Origin of the sequence: Nonomuraea purpurea (assembly GCF_042650645.1) — a bacterium.
Classification (GTDB): domain Bacteria; phylum Actinomycetota; class Actinomycetes; order Streptosporangiales; family Streptosporangiaceae; genus Nonomuraea; species Nonomuraea purpurea.
Genome location: NZ_JBHSBI010000040.1, coordinates 1 through 22,034, shown reverse-complemented (window position 1 = coordinate 22,034; position 22,034 = coordinate 1). Strand labels below are relative to the sequence as shown.

At 70.6% G+C, this 22,034-nt stretch carries 22 protein-coding genes; 15 read left to right on the top strand and 7 right to left on the bottom strand.

The features are described 5' to 3' along the window. The first annotated feature begins 79 nt into the window (after positions 1-79). The gene (locus ACFOY2_RS48235; protein WP_379534895.1) at positions 80-1,351 is read left to right on the top strand and encodes an MFS transporter; all 1,272 of its coding nucleotides are present in this window, start codon (positions 80-82) and stop codon (positions 1,349-1,351) included. 55 nt (positions 1,352-1,406) lie between these two features. Here the strand turns inward: ACFOY2_RS48235 and ACFOY2_RS48230 are convergent, their stop codons facing one another. The 3 genes from ACFOY2_RS48230 to ACFOY2_RS48220 form a co-directional block, all read right to left on the bottom strand. Next, positions 1,407-2,651 carry a leucine-rich repeat domain-containing protein gene (locus tag ACFOY2_RS48230; protein ID WP_379534894.1) on the bottom strand — a complete coding sequence of 415 codons (1,245 nt, stop codon included), beginning with the start codon at positions 2,649-2,651 and terminating at the stop codon, positions 1,407-1,409. A gap of 26 nt (positions 2,652-2,677) precedes the next feature. Then, positions 2,678-3,709: a hypothetical protein gene (locus tag ACFOY2_RS48225; RefSeq protein ID WP_379534893.1), complete on the bottom strand. Its 1,032-nt coding sequence runs from the start codon at positions 3,707-3,709 to the stop codon at positions 2,678-2,680. Between the two features lie 74 nt (positions 3,710-3,783). Further along, the gene (locus tag ACFOY2_RS48220; RefSeq protein WP_379534892.1) at positions 3,784-4,146 is read right to left on the bottom strand and encodes a hypothetical protein; all 363 of its coding nucleotides are present in this window, start codon (positions 4,144-4,146) and stop codon (positions 3,784-3,786) included. A 305-nt stretch (positions 4,147-4,451) separates the two neighbouring features. On the opposite strand from ACFOY2_RS48220, the gene ACFOY2_RS48215 reads away from it, so the two are divergent. The 6 genes from ACFOY2_RS48215 (at position 4,452) to ACFOY2_RS48190 (ending at position 9,291) form a co-directional block, all read left to right on the top strand. Continuing rightward, positions 4,452-5,270 (top strand): lipase family protein, encoded by an 819-nt coding sequence (locus ACFOY2_RS48215; RefSeq protein WP_379534891.1) that lies wholly within the window; start codon positions 4,452-4,454, stop codon positions 5,268-5,270. A 363-nt stretch (positions 5,271-5,633) separates the two neighbouring features. Then, positions 5,634-6,185, top strand: coding sequence for a TetR/AcrR family transcriptional regulator (locus ACFOY2_RS48210; RefSeq protein WP_379534890.1), 552 nt, complete (start codon positions 5,634-5,636; stop codon positions 6,183-6,185). A gap of 105 nt (positions 6,186-6,290) precedes the next feature. Next, positions 6,291-6,845 (top strand): RNA polymerase sigma factor, encoded by a 555-nt coding sequence (locus ACFOY2_RS48205; protein ID WP_357829842.1) that lies wholly within the window; start codon positions 6,291-6,293, stop codon positions 6,843-6,845. Beyond that, complete coding sequence (locus ACFOY2_RS48200) at positions 6,842-7,780, top strand: hypothetical protein (RefSeq protein WP_379534889.1); 939 nt, start codon at positions 6,842-6,844, stop codon at positions 7,778-7,780. Before ACFOY2_RS48205 ends, ACFOY2_RS48200 begins: the two co-directional genes overlap by 4 nt. A 10-nt stretch (positions 7,781-7,790) precedes the next feature. Then, positions 7,791-8,663: a DUF4429 domain-containing protein gene (locus tag ACFOY2_RS48195; protein WP_379534888.1), complete on the top strand. Its 873-nt coding sequence runs from the start codon at positions 7,791-7,793 to the stop codon at positions 8,661-8,663. Between the two features lie 229 nt (positions 8,664-8,892). Then, entirely contained in the window at positions 8,893-9,291 is a 399-nt protein-coding gene (locus tag ACFOY2_RS48190; protein ID WP_379534887.1) for a hypothetical protein, read from the top strand. A 325-nt stretch (positions 9,292-9,616) separates the two neighbouring features. Here the strand turns inward: ACFOY2_RS48190 and ACFOY2_RS48185 are convergent, their stop codons facing one another. Further along, on the bottom strand, positions 9,617-10,489 hold the full coding sequence (locus ACFOY2_RS48185) for a sigma-70 family RNA polymerase sigma factor (RefSeq protein ID WP_379534886.1): 873 nt from the start codon (positions 10,487-10,489) through the stop codon (positions 9,617-9,619). Between the two features lie 83 nt (positions 10,490-10,572). On the opposite strand from ACFOY2_RS48185, the gene ACFOY2_RS48180 reads away from it, so the two are divergent. Further along, positions 10,573-11,022 (top strand): carboxymuconolactone decarboxylase family protein, encoded by a 450-nt coding sequence (locus tag ACFOY2_RS48180; RefSeq protein WP_379534885.1) that lies wholly within the window; start codon positions 10,573-10,575, stop codon positions 11,020-11,022. A gap of 15 nt (positions 11,023-11,037) precedes the next feature. Here the strand turns inward: ACFOY2_RS48180 and ACFOY2_RS48175 are convergent, their stop codons facing one another. Next, positions 11,038-11,982 (bottom strand): acyl-CoA desaturase, encoded by a 945-nt coding sequence (locus tag ACFOY2_RS48175; protein ID WP_379534884.1) that lies wholly within the window; start codon positions 11,980-11,982, stop codon positions 11,038-11,040. 220 nt (positions 11,983-12,202) lie between these two features. On the opposite strand from ACFOY2_RS48175, the gene ACFOY2_RS48170 reads away from it, so the two are divergent. Genes ACFOY2_RS48170 through ACFOY2_RS48155 form a run of 4 tightly spaced genes read left to right on the top strand, consistent with a single transcriptional unit; the run spans position 12,203 to position 17,438 of the window. Next, entirely contained in the window at positions 12,203-13,504 is a 1,302-nt protein-coding gene (locus ACFOY2_RS48170; protein WP_379534883.1) for a cytochrome P450, read from the top strand. A 1-nt stretch (position 13,505) separates the two neighbouring features. Further along, on the top strand, positions 13,506-15,092 hold the full coding sequence (locus ACFOY2_RS48165) for a peroxidase family protein (protein ID WP_379534882.1): 1,587 nt from the start codon (positions 13,506-13,508) through the stop codon (positions 15,090-15,092). Further along, a complete protein-coding gene (locus ACFOY2_RS48160) occupies positions 15,089-17,224 on the top strand; it encodes a hypothetical protein (protein ID WP_379534881.1) in 2,136 nt (711 codons plus the stop codon). The genes ACFOY2_RS48165 and ACFOY2_RS48160 overlap by 4 nt, the downstream gene beginning before the upstream one ends. Before the next feature lie 10 nt (positions 17,225-17,234). After that, positions 17,235-17,438, top strand: coding sequence for a hypothetical protein (locus tag ACFOY2_RS48155; protein WP_379534880.1), 204 nt, complete (start codon positions 17,235-17,237; stop codon positions 17,436-17,438). A 3-nt stretch (positions 17,439-17,441) separates the two neighbouring features. Here the strand turns inward: ACFOY2_RS48155 and ACFOY2_RS48150 are convergent, their stop codons facing one another. Next, positions 17,442-18,305 (bottom strand): LysR family transcriptional regulator, encoded by an 864-nt coding sequence (locus tag ACFOY2_RS48150; RefSeq protein WP_379534879.1) that lies wholly within the window; start codon positions 18,303-18,305, stop codon positions 17,442-17,444. A 79-nt stretch (positions 18,306-18,384) separates the two neighbouring features. Here ACFOY2_RS48150 and ACFOY2_RS48145 point away from each other — a divergent pair, with 79 nt between their 5' ends. Together ACFOY2_RS48145 and ACFOY2_RS48140 are read left to right on the top strand one after the other, a co-directional pair. After that, a complete protein-coding gene (locus ACFOY2_RS48145; RefSeq protein ID WP_379534878.1) occupies positions 18,385-19,641 on the top strand; it encodes an MFS transporter in 1,257 nt (418 codons plus the stop codon). 2 nt (positions 19,642-19,643) lie between these two features. After that, positions 19,644-20,516: an NmrA family NAD(P)-binding protein gene (locus tag ACFOY2_RS48140; protein WP_379534877.1), complete on the top strand. Its 873-nt coding sequence runs from the start codon at positions 19,644-19,646 to the stop codon at positions 20,514-20,516. 18 nt (positions 20,517-20,534) lie between these two features. On the opposite strand, the gene ACFOY2_RS48135 is transcribed toward ACFOY2_RS48140, so the two are convergent. Next, the gene (locus ACFOY2_RS48135) at positions 20,535-21,212 is read right to left on the bottom strand and encodes a TetR family transcriptional regulator (protein WP_379534876.1); all 678 of its coding nucleotides are present in this window, start codon (positions 21,210-21,212) and stop codon (positions 20,535-20,537) included. 191 nt (positions 21,213-21,403) lie between these two features. Here ACFOY2_RS48135 and ACFOY2_RS48130 point away from each other — a divergent pair. After that, positions 21,404-22,034 (top strand): biotin carboxylase N-terminal domain-containing protein (locus tag ACFOY2_RS48130; RefSeq protein ID WP_379534964.1); only part of this gene is annotated, 631 nt, incomplete at its 3' end.

Genomic DNA, 22,034 nt, shown 5'->3' with positions numbered 1-22,034 from the left:
GGCAGCCGTCCCGCCGCCGGGACGGCTGCCCCAGCCCGACGGACCCCTATACCCCCCAGCTCCACTTTCGGAGGTCCCCGTGACCACTCTGCCGACCCCGGCCGCGACCGGCCCGCACGACGAGCCGACCGCCCCCGCGTCCACCCGCTTCATCGCCCTGTACGCGTTCGGCCAGCTAGGGCTCTGGGCCGCCCTGCTGACCCCGATCTCCGTGACCCTGTCCGTCAAGGTCGGCGCCATCGCCCCCGACACCAAGGCCACCAGCCTCGGACTCGTCCTGTCCGTGGGCGCGTTCCTGTCCATGGCCATCACCCCCATCTGGGGCAACCTCTCCGACCGCACCACCAGCCGTTTCGGCCGTCGCCGTCCGTGGCTGGCGGGCGGCGCCGTGTCCGGTGCGGCGGGGCTGCTCATCATGGCGCTCGCGCAGGACGTCCCCACCATCCTGATCGGCTGGTGCGTCACCCAGGTCGGTTACAACGCCGCCCAGGCAGCGCTCAACGCCATCAACCCCGACCACATACCGGAGCGGCAGCGCGGACGGGTCTCCGGCATCCTCGGCCTGATGAGCAACGTCGGCATCCTGGCCGGCACGTTCATCACCACGTCCGTCTCCAGCAGCACGTTCCTGATGTTCCTGCTGCCGGGAGTCCTCGCCTTCATCGCGCTCGGGCTGCTCATCGCGTTCCTGCCCGACCGTCCCGCCGACCGGAGCACGCTCGGCCCGTTCCGGCCGCTCGACCTGCTGCGCAGCCTTTGGGTCAACCCGTTCGCCCACCGCGACTTCGGCTGGGCCTTCGCCGGACGTTTCCTGATCTTCACCGGCAACGCGTTCAAGCTCACCTTCGGCTTCTACGTCATCACCGACCGGCTCGGCTACAGCCCCGTCGAGGCCGTGTCCCTGGTCTTCACCGCCACGCTCGTCTTCACCGGCGGCTCACTGCTCACGGCTACGATCGGCGGCTGGCTGTCCGACCGGCTGGAACGCAGAAAGATCTTCGTGCTGGTGGCGTCCCTGGTCATGGGCGTCGGCCTGCTGACCCTCGGCTTCACCACCACCTACCCCCAGTACCTGCTCGGCTCGCTGATCCTGGGCATGGGGACCGGCGTGTACATGGCCGTCGACATGGCGCTGGTCGTCCGGGTCCTGCCCAACCCCGACAACGCGGCCAAGGACCTGGCCGTCTTCCAGATCGCCAACTCGCTGCCGCAGTCGCTGGCCCCGCTGATCGCGCCGCTCTTCCTGACCATCGGCGGCGGCGACCAGAACTACCCTGCCGCCTTCACCGCCGCCCTGGTGTTCGCCGTGCTCGGCGCCCTGACGGTGATCCCCATCCGCAAGGTGCGCTGACGCCCCTTCTGAAGACGGCTCCCGCCTCATCTCGGGAGCCGTTCTTCTGAACGCGTCAGCGCACCTGGATGCCCCTGGCGCCGAGCGAGTCGGCGGTGCCGGCGGGGAGGTTCGGGCAGTTATGGATCAGGACCTGGTCCAGGGACGGCAGGTCGGGGACGGTTCCGAGGTCGGTGAGGGACGGGCAGTGGGACAGGCTCAAGGAGCGCAGAGCGGGAAGGTCGATCCGGCCCAGACTGCTCAGCCTCTTACAGGTGACGACGACGAGCCGCTCCAGGTTCGCCAGACCGGAGAAGGCCGACAGGTCGGAGAGCCGGTCGAGCCCGAACACGGTCAGTTCGCGCAGGGCGGGCATGCCGGCCAGGGCAGAGAAGTCCTTGATGCGTTCGGTGTTGTACAGGGAGACCTCCCGGATCGATGGATGCCCTTCGAGGCCGTCCAGTGAGGTGAGTCTGTTCTCCTTGAAGAGGATTACCGAGGTCAGGGCGGGCAGGCGGGACAGCGGGCGTAGGTCGGGAAGCGGGCAGGTGGGCTGACCGAGTGAGGTCAGGTGAGGGTGGTGGCCGAGGCCGTCGAGGCCGGTCAGCTTCCGGCTGCCGGTCAGCCACAGTTCGGTCAGGCGGCGCAGGTGCGACAGAGGGCTGATGTCCGTGAGGGAGCCGCATTGCTGCAGGTTGAGCTCCTCGATCGCGGGCAGGCCCGCGGCGATGCCGTCGAGGCTTGCCACTGAGGTGCCCATGAGGTCCAGGGAACGCAGCGCGTTCAGCCCCATGAGCGGGGATATGTCGGATACGAGTGAGCAGCCTTGCAGGTTGAGGCTGGTCAGAGCGGTCAGCCGGGCGAGTGGCTTGAGATCGTTGATCGACTTGCTGCCGGACAGGTCGAGGTAGGTCAGGGCGGTGAGGCCGGTGAGCTCCGAGAGGTCCGTGAGCGTCGCGCAGCGTTCGAAACGCAGGCTGCGCAGGGCGGTCAGGTGGCGCAGGCCGGCGGGCAGGGCGGTGATCTTGGTGAGCAGCAGGTCGGTACGGCCCTCGCGGACGAACGCGGGCGCGAGAAGGAGCTCGGCGAAGGCGTCGGGGTCGGTGGCCTGCGGCCAGAGCCTGAGCAGCTTGTCGGCGAGCGGCGTGGAAACCTTGGCCGCGAACTGGGCGGCCAGCGTCATCGCCGCACGAGCCGTACCGGCGGGAGCCGGGTGCAGGGTCAGCTCGCGTACGGCCTTCCACGCCCTCGCCTGCGAGGTGGTCGCCAGCTTCGGGCGCAACGCGGTGACGTACGGCGGCTCAGGAGGATGCGTGATCATGTCTGCACACCCTAGAACGGCGGGCGTCAGCCCGGTTCGGGCGAGGTGAACGCCGGGTAGTGGGGCAACTCGGGGACGTCCCACTCCGCGGTCTTCCCCAGGCACGTTCGTACGGCTTCGCGCAGCGCGGGGAATCCGTCCTGGTCGAGGACGTCCAGCAGACGGCTCCATCGATAGCGCAGGAGCTGGCGCATGCTCGGCGCCGGTGTCCGGGTGGGGTGCATGGGCTGGTCCTGCTCACGAACGCGCGGCAACAGCACCCACGTCATGTGCATCGTCCAGGTGGCCACGGCCTGCCGCATCCCCGCCTCCCAGAGCGCGTCGTCGGCCAGCTCGGGATGGACGAGAACCACCTGCTCGCGATACACCTCCTCGATCTCGGCCTCCACGCCGGGCGGCAGCCGGAACACGCACCAGCACGTCGCGAACGGCATGCGCACGTAGGCCGCTTCGAGAAAGGCGGAGTGGTACCCGGCGCCCTCGAAGTCGAGCACCCGCATCCCGTCGGAGGTCAGCAGGTTGTTGTCGGGGCAGATGTCGCCGGGAGAGAACACCGGATACTGCCTGGCGTGCGCCCTCAAGGCCGCCAGTTCGCCGTCAAGCCCCTCGGGCACGACGGGTAACACCTTGCCCAGCTCGCCCACGTCGAGGAAGGAAGCGTTTCCGCGAGAATATTCCCACTCGTGCTGCCGCCCCGCGCCCGCCACGGCGATGCGCCCGTACGTCCGCGCCCATGTGAGCAACCCGTCCCGGGCCGCCTCCGCCGACCTCCCCAGCAGCACATCGGCCAGGCTCGGCGCGCTGCCGAGGTCCGACATCACGATGAGCGGGAACGACGGGTCGACGGCCAGCAACTCTGGGCCGAACCCGCCGCTGAGCGGCAGCCCTGCCACTTCGGCGGCGAAGCCCGATGCGTCACTGTACGCCTTCACCACCACCGTGCCGCCGTCGCCGGTCGCGCAGCGCAGGACGCTGCTGCGCGAGCTCCCGCCCAGATCGACCGGCCGGCTGACACTCTTGCCCAGGGCGGCCGAGGCCGCCGCCAAGATCTTCTCCACGTCCTCACCCTAAGGCCGCGCCTGCGCGCAGCCGGCCCCGGCAGGTGAGCGCCGGGGCCGGATGGAGATGGACGTCAGTCGGCGCAGATGGCGAAGACGCTGATGCCGACGTCGTTGTAGCCGTCCTGGCGGCCGATGCCGATCCAGCCGCGCCCGTCATCGGTGGGGAACGACCCGACCAGGATCGCTCTGTTGCCGCGGGCCTCCGCACCGCCGCCGAGGACTCTCTTGGTGCCGGGGCAGTAGAGCGTACGGCGCTGGAAGTTGGGGACGTTGGCGTTGGGCAGCGTGACGAGCTGATACCCGGGAGGCAGCGCCGACTTGAGCGCGACCGGGGCGGGCGGAACGGACGTCTGACTGGCCGCCGCGGTCGTCGGCAGGAAGGCCGCGGCCGCGAGGACGACGAGGGGAAGCGCCAGGAATCTCTTCGACTGCATTGTTCTCCTTGTGTCGAGTACCCCTGACGGGCACGGCTTCGTACAGCACCGGGCAGGCCGGCAACTGCGGTGCTGACGGGGGCGCCGTGTTCGCAGGGGGCAAAGAGGCTGACACGATGAGTATCGTCCTCATCACCCTTCGTGTCCATCGGTTTGTATGTTCGGAGAGTTTCGATAGGAACACGCAGCGGAGCGGCTACAGGACTCCGATGTCGCGTGATAGATGTGATCTGACCTGACGGATCGGCATTTCCCCCCACCAGCGGCTAGGCGCGGGAAGTCTTCCCGCGCGGTGAGGGGGACACATGACCACGATCAGCTTCGACCACGCGACCACCGGTTACAGCCTGGCGCACGCGCGCTGCCTGGCCTACGCCGCCGAGCTGGCCTACAAGGACGAGAACAAGGTCAAGGCCACGGCGAAGAACTGGGGTTTCGACCGTGTCACGTTCTTCCGCGTGCCGCACACCCCGCCGTTCCCGCTGGTGGACACGCAGGCGTACATCGCCGCCAACGATCGCATGATCGTGGTGGCGTTCCGCGGCACCCAGCCCGAGGAACTGCGTGACTGGTTGTCGGACGCCAACACGCTGCTGACCCCGTACGCCGCGGGCACCGGCATGATCCACGCCGGCTTCTACCGCGCCCTGGACGTCGTGCATCCCGCGATGCTGGACACGCTGGAGGACTGGCGCACCAACGGGCAGTCTCTCTGGTTCACCGGGCACAGCCTGGGCGGCGCCCTGGCCATGCTGGCGGCGGCGCGCACCTACTTCGAGGACCCGAGCCTGCTCGCCGACGGCGTCTACACCTTCGGCCAGCCCCGCACCTGCTGCCCGCTGCTGGCCGCCGCCTACGACAAGGCGTTCAGGGGCCGCATGTTCCGCTTCGTCAACAACAACGACGTCGTCGCCCAGCTCCCGCCCGCGCCGTTGTTCCAGCACGTGGCCGAGGAGCGCTACTTCGACGCCAAGGGCAAGCTGCGGGACAAGATGCCGGTGGTGGCGGGCCTGACCGACCGGCTCAAGGGCCGCACCGCCGACCTGCTGGCACCCGGTACGGACGGGATTCGCGACCACTTCATCAACGCCTACCTCGCGAACTTCGACGCCAACGCCCGCTGAGCGGGGGCCGGCCGCCTGTCCCCCCCGGCGGCCGGCTCGCCGGGCTGCCTGTTTGCGCGCCGCCGCCAGTGACTCCTCGTGCTGCTCTCGCAGGTTCGCCAGCGCCGGGTCGAGACGCGCGTTGACCAGTTCCGCGTGGATGAACCTCACGTCCTCGACGCGGAAGTGGCCCTATAGAGGTACCCCTTGTCCGGGTGGGACGCTCGCCAGCTCTCGGCGTACAGAGCCGACAACTCACGTGAGAACGACGACGCGCGGCGCGCGCTGGCGTCCAGATGCAGCAACATGATCTCTCCTCGGCCTTATGTGGACACGCTGTCCGCCTGAGTCTAACCGGACGATATGTCCACATACAATGGGGCAATGGAGAGGGCAGACGCGGCGCGCAACCGGGCCAGGATCCTCCAAGCGGCGGCCGCGCTCTTCTCGGACCGATCGCCGCAGGACGTGACGATGGACGACATCGCCAAGAAGGCCGGCGTCGGACGGGGCACGCTCTACCGCCGCTACCCCGACCGGGCGTCGATCGCCGTGGCGCTGCTCGACGAGCACGAGCGCGCGCTGCAGGAGCAGTTGCTGCGCGGCGAACCGCCGCTCGGCCCCGGAGCGCCGCCCGCCGAACGGCTGGCCGCCTTCTACGCCGCCATGGTGCGCCTGCTGGAGGACCACTCGCACCTGGTCCTGGGCACGGAAGTCGGCCGCTCCCGCTTCGAGACCGGCGCGTACGGATTCTGGCGCGCGCACGTACGCTCACTCCTGATCGCCGCCGCCGTGCCCACGCCCGACGCGTTGGTGGACGTCCTGCTCGCACCCCTGGCCCCAGAGGTGTACGGCTACCAGCGATCGGCACTCGGCCTCACCCCGCCACAGATCACCGCGGCCTTGACCACCCTGACGGCCACGCTCAACCCCTGACCGGCCGGCCGCGAACGTATTTGAAATAGCTCCGGCACCGTCGGACATGAACCGGGTGAGTGAAGATCCGCACCCACCCGAGGAGGCCGACCATGGGATTCGCCCGTGGAGGATGAACGCGTCAAACGTTTCGAAGAGGTCTACCACCGCGCCTACGAGCAGATTCTCGGCTACGTCATCCGCCGTTGCGAGTCGCCCGAGGACGCCTCTGACGTGGTGGCGGAGACCTTCGCCGTCGCCTGGCGCCGCATCGACGACGTGCCGCCGGGGGAGGAGGCCACGCTGTGGTTGTACGGCGTGGCCCGCAGGGCCCTGGCCAACCACTACAGAGGCGAGCGGCGCCGCCGGCACCACCGGCAGGCGCTGGCCGGCACGATAGCCCCCTTCTTCCCCGGCCCGGAGGAGAGCCTCGATCTCCTCACCATCACCAGCGTCTTCCGGTCATTGCAGGAAGAGGACCGTGAACTGCTGTCCCTGCTGGCGTGGGAGGGCCTGGACACCGCCCAGATCGCGAGCGTCCTGGGCCGTTCGCCCAACGCCGTGCGCATCAGGCTCCACCGCGCGCGCAAACGCCTGGCCCGCGCCCTGCGGCGCTCCGGCGTCTCCACGCACCACACCGCTCCGGCGACGAGGATCCCGGCAGAAAGGACGACGCCATGACCGACACGGGCTCCATCATGAACCGGCTGGCCAAGGTCGACAACGAGACCCTGGACGGCCAGGTGTCCACCGACGCCGCCCGAGACCTGTTCACCTCGATCGTCGCCGGCGACGTCACCCCCGCGCACGAGGCCGCGCCGCGTTCCGTCCGCCGGGGGAAGGCGCGTCTGGCCGTGGCCGCGGCGCTCGTGACCGGCGCCGCTGCGGCCGCCGTGGTCCTCGGGCCCGGCCTGTTCGCAGGCCCGGACGCCACCGTGTACGCCAACTCCGCCATCGAAGTACAGCGGGAAGGCGGCGAATGGGTGGCCAGGATCAAGGACCCCTACGCCGACCATCGCCAGTACACCGAGGCCTTCGCCGCCGTGGGCCTGGACGTCGCGCTTCGCCTGGTGCCCTCCTCGCCGAGCGGCGTCGGCAAGCTGGGCCGCATCGGGGCCTCCGCGTCCAACGGCGGCAGCGCGGGATCGCCGGAATCGGGCAGCCTGTCGGGTGGCCTGGCGGTCGACGACTGCGTGGACTGCTGGATGACCCTTCGCGTCTCGGCCGACTTCACCGGTCACGCCGAGGTGCGGATCGGTCGTGCGGCGAAACCCGGCGAGTCCTACGAGAACGCCACCTCGGCCGCCGCGCGGGGCGAAGCGCTCGAAGGCGTCCCCGTCCGGGACGGTCGCACGGTGGCCGAGCTGCTTCCCGAGATCCGCAAGCGGAACCTGGCCGTCACCTACAGCCGCGTCCTCACGAACGTCGGCGTCGTCGAGGGGGTCACCTCGGACGGCGTGAAGTCGACGGGAACGTCCCTGTCCTTCGAGCCGCTCTCCGAGAACGAGGTCGGCCGGGACTGGCGGGTCTGGGACGCCGAGCCGGTGAAGCCCGGCCTCGTCCGCCTGCTCGTCACCGAGGATCGGCTCCCGAAGAATCCCCTCTACAACTTCTAGACTCGACGACATGGACGAGTTGCGGGGAAAAGCGGCGACATGGTCCTTCGACGAGGAAAAAGTAGTCATTCAGTATGATTCCAGGTGGCGTACCCCTGTGCTGCTGAAGGTGCTCGCCCGTTGTGAGGTGCCCGTTGCGGCCATCGCGGCGGTGGATTTCGCGTCCGCGGGGAAGAAGGGCTGGCAGTTGCGGCTGCGGTTGCGTGAGCGGGCCGACCCCTACGCCGCCGTCGGGGCGCTGCTCGACGAGAATGGGCAGCCGTTCCTGCTGACCGGCAGGCCCGACACGGAGCTGATCGCCGAGTACCACGCCGACCAGCTCCGGCTCGCGGCCGACGCCGCGCAGCGGGAGGACGACCCGCGTCCAGCGGAGGAGTACGCGCTGGGGCTCGTCCCGCCCGTGCCCCTGTACATCCAGACCTCTGAGGGCACGGCGATGTTCGACGGCGAGACGGTCCGGCTGGAGTGGTCCGACGAAGCCGGTTCCCGCAAGGGCAAGAAACGCCGGATGGCGTACGCGCTGAGGGACATCCGGCGGGTCGACTGGGTCCCCCAGGGGTCGTCGGACGAGGGTTACCTGCGGATCGTGACCTTGGAGGAGGATACGGACACCAAGTCCGTCAAGCCAAGAAAAGATTTCGCCTGCCTGCTCACCGAGGACAGCGCCAAGCAGGACGCCTGGACGCTGGTGATGGCCGCGACCGTGACCGCGCACCTGTGGGCGACGGCGGCCCGGCCGGACAACCCCGCGCAGCTCACCGCCGACACCCGCTCCCAAACCGTCTACGACCAAATCCGTGAGCTCGGACGCCTGCACACGGAGGGTTTGCTCACCGACGAGGAGTTCGCGTCGAAGAAGGCGGAACTGCTCGACCGCCTGTGAACACACTTCGGCGAAGGCCGGTCCCATGCCGTCAACCTACATTGACGGTCCCTACGCGTCAACCATAATTGACGATCCCGGCGCGAGTTGATCTAGTCCGACCTTACCTTTTCGCTATAGCCACTCAGAGTTACTGATCGCTACTTTAAGTGATGTTCCTCTGCCGGTTAAAGGGGCGGTCTGCCCCTCGCCCGGCATGTCCGTCCCGAGTCAAAGGAGCCCCAGTTACATGCGCATGAAACTCACGACCCTCGCCATAGCCTGCGCTCTGGCCGCCGGTGCGTTGGCCGCCGGCACCGCCGTCGCCTACGCCGCTCTCGGCGGCGCCCAGGCCCCGAGCGTCCGCGCCGCCGCGGTCGTCGACGCTGACGGCGGCGTGGTGCGCTCCAAGGGCGTCACCGCCGTCCGTAAGATCGCCACCGGCCAGTACTGCATCGAGCTCGACGCCGACTACGACGCGGCCAGAAGTGTCCCCGTCGCCACCAAGCGCTGGGGCGCTCCGTGGAACTCCACCGTGTTCGTCAACGCCAACACCGCCACGTGCGGCAGCGCCGCGCGTCATGTCTTCGTCGCCGGTGGCAACAACGGTGCAGGCGCCGACGTCCCCTTCCACGTCATCGTGCCCTGACCGGAACGATGACCAGCCCCGTGCGACCGCCGCGCGGGGCTTCGCGCACTCGTGAGCGCGTTCCTCAGTGGGAGGCCGAGCCCCACACGGAGCCTGGCATCGCCCGCGGATGTCCGTTCACGAGGATCTCCTTTTCAGTCCCGAGGTGGATTCTCCGCCGACCATGCTGCCGTTCCCGCCATAGACTGCTCCAGTCAAACAACCATCACTTCACCGTCAATTTCCGGGCGGACCAGCGCATATGTCCACAAGCCACGAGCACACCCTGGCCGCCGAGTTCGAGGCCCTGCTGGCGCTCTCGCGATCCGGAGAAGGCCCGGGTGGCTCACTCCGGGGCCGGCAGGTCCATTGACGCGAGCTTGACCGGGTCGGCGACGGCCATGATGCCGGCGATCCGGTCGTCGACGACGGTGAACGCCAGGATCGCGAGCGGGGTGCCGTCCTCGCGCCAGGAGATGATCCCGGGAAGGCCGTTGACGAGCACCTTCCGCACTCCTCCGGCTCCGCCGGCACCCAGTCGTGAACCGGCGGCGACCTCGGTGGCGCCAAGGATGACGACCCGCCCATCGGGGGTGTCGATGGTCAGTTTCACCTCGGGGTCGAGCACGCGCAGCAGCCCCTCGAAGTCGCCGTGGCGGGCCGCGGCGAGGAAGGCGTCGACCACCTTGCGCTGCTCCCGTCCTGCGGCCGTCTGCCGGTCGGTCGCCTGCACCTTCCTGCGGGCGCGGCTGGCGAGCATCTTGGCGGCGTTGGCGGACTTACCGAGGATCTGGCCGATCTCCTCGAACGGCACCGCGAACAGGTCGTGCAGCACGAACGCCAGCCGCTCGCTCGGCCCGAGCGACTCGATGACGACCAGGAGCGCGAGACCGACCGAGTCGGCGAGCGCCACGTCGTCCTCCGGCGCGGGGCCGTCGTCGACCGTCACCACGAGCTGGGGGTCGTCGTAGGACGTCTCGGGGTGGGCCTGGCGCGATCGCAGGACGTCGAGGCTGATCCGGCCGACCACCGTGGTCAGCCAGCCGGCGAGATTGTGGATGGTCGCCGCGTCCTGACGGGAGAGCCGCAGCCAGGCCTCCTGGACGACGTCCTCGGCGTCGGCGTGCGAGCCGAGCATGCGGTAGGCGACCGCGCGCAGCCGGTCGCGCTGGGCCTCGAACGCCTTGGCCACCGGGTCCGTCGGGCTGGTGTCGGACATGTTGTTACCTTCCTCGGATCTGCTCCGTCATGGGTGATGACGGGCCCGGACGGGCTCGGGTAACCGATGAAGGAGCAAGACCGATGGAAGCACGCATGAAGAGCCAGGCCAACGCCGACGTGACGACGGCCGTCCAGCACCTGTACAAGGCGATTCACACCGGCGGCGTCGACCCGCTCGTGCTCGAACTGGTGCACCTGCGCGCCAGCCAGATCAACGGCTGCAGCCCGTGCGTGTTCGCCGGGGTGGCGTCGGCGAAGAAGCATGGGGAGACCGAGGAGCGGCTGCACAACGTGGTCACGTGGCGTGAGACGCCGTTCTTCAGCGAGGCGGAGCGGGCGGCGCTCGCGCTGACCGAGGCCGCCACCCGGATCCAGGACGGCGCGCCCGGCGTGACCGACGAGATCTGGGACGCCGCCGCGGCCCACTTCGATGACAAGCAACTGTCCGCGATCATTCTCAACATCGCGATGACCAACTTCTTCAACCGGATCAACCGCACGGTCAGGGAGCAGGCCGGCAAGACCTGGTAAGCCGGGGCCGCCGGGTCACGGGACCCGGTCGGCTCGGTGGGATATCAGGCGGGCCGGGTCGGGCCAGCGTACGCCGTGGGCCCAGCCCGCCCGCTCGAACCAGCGGATGAGCCGCGCGCTGGGGTCGAACTGCCCCTTGAGCACGCCGTGGCGGGCGCAGGTCGGCTCCGCGTGGTGCCAGTTGTGCCAGCCCTCGCCGAGCGTCAGCGTCGCCACCCAGCGCACGTTGGACGAGCGGTCCCGGGTGCGGAAGGGGCGCTCGCCGAAGGTGTGCGCGATCGAGTTCACCGACCAGGTGACATGGTGGACCACGGCGTAGCGGATCAGGCCGCCCCACAAGAGCGCGCTCCAGGCGCCCTGCCACGACATCGACCACAGCCCGCCGACGGCGGCGGGAAGCGCGAACGACATGGCCACGACGGCCGGGTAGGCGGCGTCGAAGCGGCGCACGTCGGGGTCGGCCAGCAGGTCGGGCACCCAGTGCGGGGGGCTGGAGCGGCGGCGGGCGGTGTAGAACCAGCCGACCTGGGCGTGCAGCATGCCGCGCAGCAACGCCAGGCCGCTGTCGCCGTAACGCCACGGCGAGTGCGGGTCGCCCTCGCGGTCGGCGTACTTGTGGTGCCGGCGGTGCTCGGCGGCCCACAGCGTGAGCGGCCCTTCGACGGCCATGCCGCCGGCCAGCATGAGCGCGATCCGCAGCCCCCGGTCGCAGGCGAAGGCCCGGTGGGTGAAGAGCCGGTGGTAGCCGATGGCGATCCCGAAGATGCTCACGAAGTACATCGCGACCGCGATGACCAGGTCGCGGGGACCGATGCCCCAGCCCCAGGCGGCCGGCACCGCGAGGATCAGGGACAGCACGGGCAGGACGACCAGAACGACCAGGTAGGCGGTGCGGCGGCCGGTGGTGATCGCCACCGTCTCCGCGGTGCGCGGGCCCGGTCGCGGGCTGGGTGACCTCACGCTTCCTCCCCATGAAGCGGTACGGGATGAGCCGGTTCCCTATTCAACGGCCCGTCCGGCGTACCGCGGCAATGCCCTGAGGGTGACGGCATGATTACTCACGGGAAGTAAAACAATGCGCTCGGTAGCTATGAAGAAAAGGGGAGCCGCCTCCCTAGATTGTGGTTGCACAACGTGATCATCGCTGTTCGCTGTGGAATCAGGCGGAAGGATCTACGGAATGTGTGCTGCCGATCAGGCGACCGAGGCCGGCTACCTGGAGCGATACGAACAGGCGCTGGCCCGTGACGTGATGTCCGCGCTCGGCCTGGTCAGGGAGTGGATGCGGACCGACTGGCGGTCCCTGTTCGCCGAGCTGCGCGAGCGGCGCCCCATCTTCGTCACGCCCGGCTTCACGATCGTCACCCGCTTCGCCGACGTCACCGAGGTGCTCTCCCACGAGAAGGTCTTCTCGGTCCGCGCCTTCGGCCCCCGCCTCGACGCCGCGCTGGGCGGCCCGTTCATGCTGGGCAGGGACGCCACCGACATGAACTGGCGGGAGAAGGGCCTGATGCAGGTCATGCTCGACCCGCGGGACGCGGCCGGCGTACGCGAGCTGGCCGGGAGCATCGCCGACGAGCTGCTCGACGCCGCCGGGCCCGCCGGGCGCGTCGAGGCGGTGCACGATCTGTTCCGCCCGGTCGCCCTGGGCGTGTGCGCGCGCTACTTCGGCTTTCCCGGCCCCGACTCGCGGACGCTGTCGCGATGGACGCGGGCCGTCGTCGCCGACGGCTTCGCCAACTTCACCGCAGACCCGAGGATCCAGGCGGCCTCGGTCCGGGCGGGCGCGGAGATGGTCGCCTACTTGCGCGACCGGCTGGCCACCTACCGGGCCGCGCTGCGGGCGGGGCAGGATCTGCCCGACGACGTCTTCGCCCGGCTCGTCCGCTCCTCCCTGCCCTCCCAGGCGAGCCTGTCCGACGATCGCATCGTGATCAACCTGGCCGGCCTGCCCCTGGGCTTCGTGGAGAGCGGGCCCGGGGCCATGGCCGAGGTGGTCGAGCAGCTTCTGCTGCGCCCGAACGTGCTGGCCGAGGCCGTCGAGGCCGCCGGCGACCCCGAGCGCTTCGACCGCTACGTCTGGGAGGCGCTGCGGTTCAGCCCGTTCTTCAAGCTGCTTCCCCGGATGTGCGAGCGCGACCACGTCCTGGCGGCCGGCACCTCGCGCGGCATGCTGATCCCCGCGGGCACGCTCGTGCTGGCGGCGCCTGCCTCGGCCATGTTCGACGCGGACGTGGTGCCGGAGCCGGGCGAGTTCCGCCTCGACAGGCCGGGCCACCACCGGCTGTTCTTCGGCCACGGCCATCACGCCTGCCTCGGCGTGCACGTGGCCGGCGTCGTGGTCGCCGAGACCGTACGCCGCCTGCTGCTGCGCCCGGGAGTGCGTCTGCTCCCGCCGCCGCAGGGGCGGATCGAGCGAAGCCTCGGGATCTTCCCCGACCGGTTCGTGCTCGGGCTCGGCGCGGAAGGGCAGGAGGGCTGAGATGGCCAGCGGCAGAACGAGCGCGCGGAGCATCGCGACGGACGGCCTCGTCAACCGGCTCAGGTTCCTGGCCCTGACCAACGGCCGTCCGGTCTGGGATCTTCTCCAGCGGGTCAGGCCGGTCCGGCGCCGGGTCAACGCCGTGCTGATCGACCACGCGATCCGCGAGATGCCGCCTCGGCCGGAACCGCTGAGCACCATGGCCGGCTACACCTCGTGGGCGTCGCTGACCGACCGCACCTACAACGGCAGGCACCTGCCCCCCGTGGACGTCCCCGAGGGGCACCGGCCCACTCCCGAGCGCGCCGCGGACCTGTTCACCCGCGGCGAGACCATGATCCCCTGCCCGCGTTCCACGGTGCTGTTCGCCTACTTCGCCCAGTGGTTCACCGACGGGTTCCTGCGCGGCGACAGCAACGTCCCGCGCGACCCGCGCAGGAACACCTCCAACCACCACATCGACCTGAACCAGCTCTACGGCCTCAACGCGACGGCGACGGCCGCGCTGCGCACGTTCGAGGGCGGGCTGCTCAAGAGCCGGCTCGTCAACGGCGGGGAGTTCCCGCCCCTGTTGTGCGAGAACGGCAAGATCAAGCTGGAGTTCGCGCCGCTGGGCGTCATCCGCTTCGAGGAGCTCACCGACGCGCAGCGCGGCACGCTGTTCGCCACCGGCAGCGACCGGGGCAACACCCAGATCGGCTTCACCATGATGACGGTGCTGTTCCTGCGCGAGCACAACCGGGTGGCCCGGCTGCTGGCCCGGCACCACCCGCGCTGGGACGACGAGCGGCTGTTCCAGACGACGCGCAACATCCTCATCGTGTTGCTGGTCAAACTGGTGGCCGAGGAGTACATCAACCACATCACCCCCTACCACTTCCGTTTCACCCTCGACCCGAAGCTGTCGACCATGCTGGCCCGCGCGCCGTGGCATCGGGAGAACTGGGTCACGGTGGAGTTCAACCTCGTCTACCGCTGGCACAGCCTGATCCCGTCCCACCTGTTCGTGGGCGGGCACGACCTGCCCATGGCACGCACCCTGTTCGCCAGTTCGCTGATCTCCGACGCCGGCCTCGGGCGGCTCTTCGAGGACGCCTCCCTGCAGAGGGCCGGCCGCATCGGGCTGTTCAACACCGACCCCGTGCTCCGGGAGGTCGACGTGTCCAGCGTGGCCGAGTCCCGCGCGCTCGGCCTGGCCTCCTACAACAGCTACCGCGAGCACTGCCGCCTGCCCGCCGTGCGCAGGTTCGAGCAGGTCACCAGTGACAAGCGGGTCGCCGGCGCGCTGCGCGAACTGTACCGGGGAGTGGACGACCTCGACCTGTACGTGGGGCTGTTCGCCGAGGAACCGGGCTGTCGCGACGCGATCCTGCCGCCGCTGCTCACCAAGATCATCGCCATTGACGCCTTCTCCCAGGCGCTCACCAACCCGCTGCTGGCCCCTCGGGTGTTCAACGCCGCCACCTTCTCGCCGTACGGGCTGGGCGTCATCGCCTCCACGCGCACGTTGTCGGACATGCTGCACCGCAACACGCCGGAGGATCCGGCCCCCCGCTTCGTCAGCATGTCGCGGCGGACCCGGCCGTGAACGGAAAGGCCGACCCGGCCGCGGAGTCGCTGCGGGGCGCGGCCCGCGAGCTGGTCGACGCCGCGATCACGATCCAGGAGGCGGCGGCTCACGCCACGGCGGCGCTCACCGACGGCGCGCTGCTGCGCACCCTGCCGCGCGCCCCGCGGGCGGCCCACCGCGCCTACCGCGCGCTGCTGCGGGCGACCACCAACGGCCGGGGCCTGGGGTACGCGTTCACCGGCGGCGGGCCGGCCACCGCCATCGCCAAGATCGGCGCCATGGCGGGGGCCGAGAGCCTGGCCGTCCACGTGCTGGCCACCTCGTTGCGGCTGCGCATCGCCGCCGTCGCGCTCGACCACCCCGAACTGACCGGCGACCCCATGATCACCCGGCTCATCGGCGCGGCCGCCGCCGACCGCGATCTGGAGGCCGTCCGCGCCCTGCGCGCCCTGGTCAAGGACCGAGGCGCGGTACGCGCGCTCAGCCAGCTCGCCCCGGTCTTCGGCGAGGTCCTGGCCCTGCGGGCGTTGCTGGACGAGAACCCGCTCAACGACGCCGCCGCCTGGCTCATCGCGACCGGCAGGGGCTTCGCCACCGCCGACCCGATCACCGGAATGAGCAACAGGGCCATCGCCGTCCTCGACACCGGGGAGGGCGCCGCGCGCAGGATCGACCTGCAGCCCGGAGAATCGGCGCGGCTCAGCGGGCGCGGGTCGCTGCTCGGCTTCCTGGGCAACATCGGTGTGATCGGCACCACGGGGCGGATTCTCCTGCAGAGCGTCCGGGGCCCCGACGGCGTGCTCCGCCACGTCCTCCAGGCGCCCGGCATGCGGGCAGGACGGCCCGACACCGACTCGCCCCAGGACCTGCTCGGCGCGTTCAGCAGCGCCGTCCTGGCCGGCAGCCCCTACAGCCGGGCGCTGGCCAAGGCCGTCGCCGACTACGGGCTGCCCCAGGGCGCAGAACTGGCGCTCGTGGGGCACAGCGCGGGCGGCGCGGCGATCATGAACCTGGCCCAGGACGCCGAGTTCTGCGCCCGCTACACGGTCACCCACGCCGTCACCATCGGCGCGCCGGTCGACTTCAAGCGGCCCGCCGACCCGCGCACCTGGGTGGCCAGCGTCACCAACCAGCACGACATCATCCCCACCCTCGACGGACAGGGCGCGGGCAACTGCTTCGACCTGCATCCCGACTGGTACGTGGTCGACTACAGCGACCCCACCCACCTGTTCCCGATCTGCCACCGCATCGATCGTTACCTCGCCAACCTCGCCGACGACCTGCCCGAAGCCCGCGACCACATCGACGAACGGCTCGCGCCCTACCGGGGGCCGGTCCTGCGCTCCCAGGCGTACCTGCTGTTCGACGACCCGCCCGACCCTGAGGGCTTTCCGTTCCTTTCCGTGCCCACCCACACGGTGGACGGCCCGGCCGGCCCTGTCGAACTGCCGATCAGGTGCCAGGACGGCGGCGCGCTCACCGCGTACTTCGCCGCGGACCCGGGGGCGGCGGACGCCCTGCTCAAGGGCACAGGGTTCGGCCCCGCCGTGCGGGTCGCGGGCCGTGCCCTGGTCGCCGTGCACACGGCCGCGAACCGGCGCACCAGCTCGGGCGGCTACCACGAGCTGCACCTCGGCGTCGTCGTGCCGGGGCCGTGGCCGAGACGGTCCCTCCTCCTCTGGCCCGACCTGCTGCGTGATGCGGGCCGACGGCGTTCTGGCAGCTTCCTCGTCGGCTCTGCGGTCGACACCGAGGCCGCCCGCGCCGTCGCGCCGCGCCTGTGGGGCGACGAGCCGTACCTGATGCCTCTGGGGTTCCGGCTCACCCGCCGCCACGCCCACGTCAGCGTCGGCGACGTCCTCACCCTGCGCGGGCGGCTCGGCCCCGGGCTGCCCGTGAGCGATCGTGACCTGGTCGGCTACACGCGAGCGGCCGGCACCGCGCTGCGCTCCTGCGTGCGAACCCACGGGCCGGCCCGGTTGCACCCCGTGCCGCTGCTGCGGCTGGCCGTGGCGCCCCGGTCGGCGCACCCGCTGGCCGGTCGGCTTCGCGACCTGGGGCTCGACGGGGCCCGCGCGCTGTTCTGCCTGTCGGCCACCACCCGCAGGACACTCGTCGACGCCGCCGTCCCGGTGCCGTCCCCCTGACGGAGGAGCCATGCCAGCCCAACACGCCGAGATTCTGCGCTCGGACGCCCACGCGCTCACCGCCTGCGCCGAACGCCTGCGCGAACTCCAAGAGCGGCTGGAGGCCGAGGGCGTCGCGCCGCAGTGGCTGCGCGAATCGGTGAACGCCCACGTCGCCGCCTGCGTGGAGGCCGCCGCCGACCTGAACGCGGCCGCGGAGCGCCTGAACCATTAAGGGCTATTCCAGGGTGGACAGGAACGCAGCGGCGACGGGCGACGGAGTGAAGCGGCTCCAGATGAGGTGCTCCATGCGGGCGGGAGCATCGCGGATCTGGAGGACGGGCAGATCGGGCAGCTCGGACACGAAGGCGGCGGGCAGCATCCCGATGCCCAGGCCCTGCCGGATCAGGCGGGCGATGAAGTCCACGGTCGTCACCTCGAAGGCGACCTCGCGCCGGACTCCGGACGCGGTGAACGCCTCGTCCGACTGGGCCCGTGCGGCGGTGCCCCGGGGGAAGTCGACGAACGGTTCGTCCGACAATTGGCGCAGGTCCACACGTTCCTCGCCGGCCAGCGGGTGATCGGGCGCCACCACGGCGACGAGGTCGCCGCGCGCCAGTTCGCGCCCGCTGACCCCCTTGGGGCGCATGCCCAGGGGAAGCCCGAGGAAGGCGACGTCCAGGGCGCCCTGCCGCACCTGTTCGATCAGGTCCTCGCTCGCGCCCGAGCGAAGGCTGATCCGCACCTGCCGATGCCGCAGGTGGAACTGTTTCAGCGCGGCGGGCAGATCGACCGCCGCGACCGTGGGGATGGCGCCGATGGCCAGCCGGCCGCGGATCTCGCCTGCGGCGGCCGCCACCTCGGCTCGGGCCCGTTCCGCGGCGTCGAGCGCCTGGCGGGCCGCGGGGAGGAACGCCTCGCCCGCGGGGGTCAGCCGGACGCGGCGGCTGGTGCGGTCGAACAGTTTGGCGCCCAGCTCACGTTCCAGGCGGGCGATCTGGTGGCTCAGCGCGGACTGGACGACCAGGCACTGCTCGGCGGCGCGGGTGAAGTTGCTCGTCTCCGCGACGGCGACGACATAGCGCATCTGCTGCAGCTCCATGGATCAATCGTGATACACGATCGATCCGATGACAAACATGTGTTGGACTCATTGATGGCCTGTCGTCGAGGCTGGGCGCATGACGGCGACGAGACCTCACGCGGATGCCGGCCTGTCACGCGGGCTGCTCCTGCTCATGTCGGTGGCGACCGGGCTGGCGGTCGCGGGCAACTACTTCGCGCAGCCGCTGCTCGACCTGATCGGCAGGGAGTTCGGGGTCGGTCCATCACAGGCGGCCCTGGTGGTGACGGCCGCGCAGGCCGGATACGCGCTGGGGCTGATCCTGCTGGTGCCGCTCGGCGACCTGGTGGAGCGGCGACGGCTCGCCATGTCGCTCTACGCGGCGACCGCGCTGTTCCTGCTGGTGTCGGCCACCGCCCCCAACGGCACGGTGCTCCTGGCCAGTACCGCCATGACCGCGCTGACCTCGGTGGGAGCGCAGGTCGTGGTGCCGTTCGCGGCGACGCTGGCGGCTCCGGCCGAGCGCGGCCGGGTGGTCGGCACGGTGATGACCGGGCTGATGCTCGGCCTGCTGCTGGCACGCACCGCGTCCGGCGCGTTGTCGGAACTGGGCGGGTGGCGGACGGTCTACTGGGTGAACGCGGTGCTGATGGTGCTGATGGCCGTGCTGCTGCGCACCTTCCTGCCCCGGCTCGGCGGGGACGGCGCACGCCAGTCCTACCCCGGGTTGTTGCGCTCGACGGTGGCGATGTTCCGGCATGAGCCGTTGCTCCGGTGGCGGGCCGGCATCGGCGCGTTGAGCCTCGCCTCGTTCAGCGTGTTGTGGACGGCGCTGACCTTCCTGCTGGTGCAGGGGGCCTACGGCTGGTCGGAGTCGGCCATCGGCCTGTTCGGGCTGGTCGGCGCCGTGGGCGCGCTGACCGCCACGGTGGCGGGGCGGCTGGCCGACCGCGGCTACGTGCACAAGGTGACCGGTGCGGGGACCGTCCTGCTGGTGGCGTCGTGGGCGGCGATCGCGGCGGGGGAACGTTCGCTGCTCTGGCTGCTCGCCGGCGTGGTCGTGCTGGACCTGGCGCACCAGGCGGTGCTCAACAGCAGCCAGAACGTCATCTACGCGCTGCGGCCCGAGGCCCGCAACCGCATCAACTCCGCCTTCATGACCGCCTTCTTCGTCGGCGGCGCGGCCGGGTCCGCGCTGGCTTCCGTGGTCTGGGTGCATGCCGGCTGGACCGGCGTGTGCGCCCTGGGCGGGGCCCTGGCGGCCGGGACCGTCGTGCTCTGGGTCCTGGAGCGCATCACCGTCAACCGGGCGGGCAAGCCGGCCCCGGTTCGTCAGGACCCGGTCCTTATCCCTGATGTCACCAAAGGAGAATGAGCGTGCCACGCACCGTGCTGATCACCGGAGCCAACGGAACCGTGTCCACCGCGCTGATGAACGCGCTGGAAGGGGCCGATGTGGAGCTGCGCGCTCTCGTTCGCGAAAAGTCCAAGGCGGACGGCCTGTGCGAGGTCTTCGTCGGCGACCTCGATGACCCCCGGTCGTTGCCGCCCGCCTTCGAGGGCGTGCAGGACGTGTGGCTGCTCACCCCGAACAGCCCGCGCGCCCCGGAGAACAACATGAACGCCATGTGGGCCGCCCGCCAGGCCGGCGTGGAGCGCGTCGTGCGCCTGTCCGTCGTCGGCGCGGCGCACGACGCGCCGAACCGCAGCGGCAGGCTGCACGCGCTGTCCGACGGGGAGACCGAACGGTGCGGCATGCGCTGGACGATCCTGCGTCCCCACTGGTTCATGCAGAACCTGCTGAACGAGGCGGGCGACATCTCCGCCACCGGCACGTTCTCGCTGAACATGGCCTCGGCGCGGATCGGCATGATCGACGTGCGCGACATCGCCGAGTGCGCCGCCCGCGTGCTCCTCGACGACCCCGATCGCCACCACGGCAGGACGTACACCCTCACCGGGCCGCGCTCGCTGACCTTCGACGAGGTCGCCGAGCGAATGGGTCCGGCTCTCGGCAGGCCGGTGACGTACCTGCCGGTCAGCGACGACGTCAAGCGCAAGACGCTGCTCGGCTACGGCGTTCCTGCCTGGATCGCCGACATGCTCGAGGAGTACGCCCGGGCGTACGTCTCGGGCTGGGGAGACTTCACCACCGACACGGTCGCGGGCCTTCTCGGCCGTCCCCCGCGCGACATCGCCGACTTCGCCCGCGACCACGCCACGGCGTTCGCCTCGGCCGAGCGCGCCTGAACCCCGGCGACCCGCTGCTCAGGCGCGGGGACCGAGGTGCTGCTGGATGGCGGCCATGACGGCCTGCGGGGAGGCCGTGCGGCTGAAGGTGGCGACGACGACCTGATCGCCGCTCTCCTGGGGTTGTTCGAGGTGGCGGAAGGTGGCGATGACGTACCCGAGGGCGTGGTCGAGGGGGCCGGAGGGGTCGTAGGTGCCGCCGGCGCGCAGCCAGCCGCGCAGGACCTGGTTGTGGGCGGCGACGACGGAGGCGGCCATGAGTTCGGCGCGCAGGCCGGCGTCGGGGGAGTCGCCGAGCCACGCGCCGACGAACTCGCGGAAAAGCCGCTGGTAGCGGGCCACGCTGGCGATCTCGCGGTCGCGCAGCGCGGGGACCTCGCGGACGAGGCGGTAGCGGCGCAGCGACACCTCGGCGTCGTCGACGTAGTGGGCGAGCACGATGCGGACGGCGTCGGTGATGGCGACGATCGCGGTGTCGGCGGTGGAGGCCCGCAGCCTGGCGTCGATCCTGGCCAGCAGCGTGTCGTGGTCGGGGAAGATCGCGTCTTCCTTGGAGCGGTAGTAGCGGAAGAACGTGCTGCGGCTCACGCCCGCGCGGGCCGCGATGTCGTCGACGGTGGTCTCGTCGTAGCCGTTGTCGTCGAAGAGGGTCACGGCGGCTTCGGCGAGGCGGTGGCGGATGGGTGGTGTCGACATTTGGTCATTGTCCTGGAAGCGGGGCTGTTCACGGCCCATGATACTGAGTACCGTGTCTATGGAACTCGGTCTTATCGGTGGTGATGGATGGCATCGCAGCACACCGAGGGCCGGCTCACCGCGCGAGCGCATCGAACGGCTGCTTGACGACGGCGGGAACCGGGATGGAATCTTGGAGGACAGCTGTGAGCCTGCGCAAGGTGCTGGTCGCCAACCGAGGTGAGATCGCCGTCCGGGTCGTCCGGGCCTGCCGGGACGCCGGGATCGGCTGCGTGGCCGTCTACGCCGACCCCGACCGCGACGCCCTGCACGTCCGGAGCGCCGACGAGGCCTACGCGCTGGGCGGTGCCACGCCGGGAGAGACCTACCTCGACATCGGCAAGCTCCTCGGCGTGGCCCGGCGCTCAGGCGCGGACGCGGTCCACCCGGGATACGGCTTCCTGGCCGAGAACGCCGCCTTCGCCCAGGCCGTCATCGACGCGGGGCTGACCTGGATCGGCCCGTCCCCGGCCGCGATCACCGCGCTCGGCGACAAGGTGCGGGCCCGCCACCTCGCCCAGAAGGCCGGCGCCCCGCTGGTGCCCGGCACGCCCGACCCCGTGTCGGGGGCGGAGGAGGTCCTGTGGTTCGCCGAACGGCACGGGCTGCCGATCGCGATCAAGGCCGCGTTCGGCGGCGGCGGGCGCGGCATCAAGGTCGCCCGCGAGCTGGGCGAGGTCGCCGAACTGTACGAGTCGGCGGTGCGCGAGGCCGTGGCCGCCTTCGGGCGCGGCGAGTGCTTCGTCGAGCGCTATCTCGACCGGCCCCGTCACGTCGAGACGC

Coding starts and splice junctions, on each gene's coding strand:
- ACFOY2_RS48150 (WP_379534879.1), bottom strand. CDS start 18,305: ATGGAGCTGCAGCAGATGCGCTATGTCGTCGCCGTCGCGGAGACGAGC.
- ACFOY2_RS48195 (WP_379534888.1), top strand. CDS start 7,791: ATGGACGAGTTGCGGGGAAAAGCGGCGACATGGTCCTTCGACGAGGAA.
- ACFOY2_RS48230 (WP_379534894.1), bottom strand. CDS start 2,651: ATGATCACGCATCCTCCTGAGCCGCCGTACGTCACCGCGTTGCGCCCG.
- ACFOY2_RS48180 (WP_379534885.1), top strand. CDS start 10,573: ATGGAAGCACGCATGAAGAGCCAGGCCAACGCCGACGTGACGACGGCC.
- ACFOY2_RS48210 (WP_379534890.1), top strand. CDS start 5,634: ATGGAGAGGGCAGACGCGGCGCGCAACCGGGCCAGGATCCTCCAAGCG.
- ACFOY2_RS48155 (WP_379534880.1), top strand. CDS start 17,235: ATGCCAGCCCAACACGCCGAGATTCTGCGCTCGGACGCCCACGCGCTC.
- ACFOY2_RS48215 (WP_379534891.1), top strand. CDS start 4,452: ATGACCACGATCAGCTTCGACCACGCGACCACCGGTTACAGCCTGGCG.
- ACFOY2_RS48190 (WP_379534887.1), top strand. CDS start 8,893: ATGCGCATGAAACTCACGACCCTCGCCATAGCCTGCGCTCTGGCCGCC.
- ACFOY2_RS48200 (WP_379534889.1), top strand. CDS start 6,842: ATGACCGACACGGGCTCCATCATGAACCGGCTGGCCAAGGTCGACAAC.
- ACFOY2_RS48165 (WP_379534882.1), top strand. CDS start 13,506: ATGGCCAGCGGCAGAACGAGCGCGCGGAGCATCGCGACGGACGGCCTC.
- ACFOY2_RS48145 (WP_379534878.1), top strand. CDS start 18,385: ATGACGGCGACGAGACCTCACGCGGATGCCGGCCTGTCACGCGGGCTG.
- ACFOY2_RS48135 (WP_379534876.1), bottom strand. CDS start 21,212: ATGTCGACACCACCCATCCGCCACCGCCTCGCCGAAGCCGCCGTGACC.
- ACFOY2_RS48185 (WP_379534886.1), bottom strand. CDS start 10,489: ATGTCCGACACCAGCCCGACGGACCCGGTGGCCAAGGCGTTCGAGGCC.
- ACFOY2_RS48220 (WP_379534892.1), bottom strand. CDS start 4,146: ATGCAGTCGAAGAGATTCCTGGCGCTTCCCCTCGTCGTCCTCGCGGCC.
- ACFOY2_RS48170 (WP_379534883.1), top strand. CDS start 12,203: ATGTGTGCTGCCGATCAGGCGACCGAGGCCGGCTACCTGGAGCGATAC.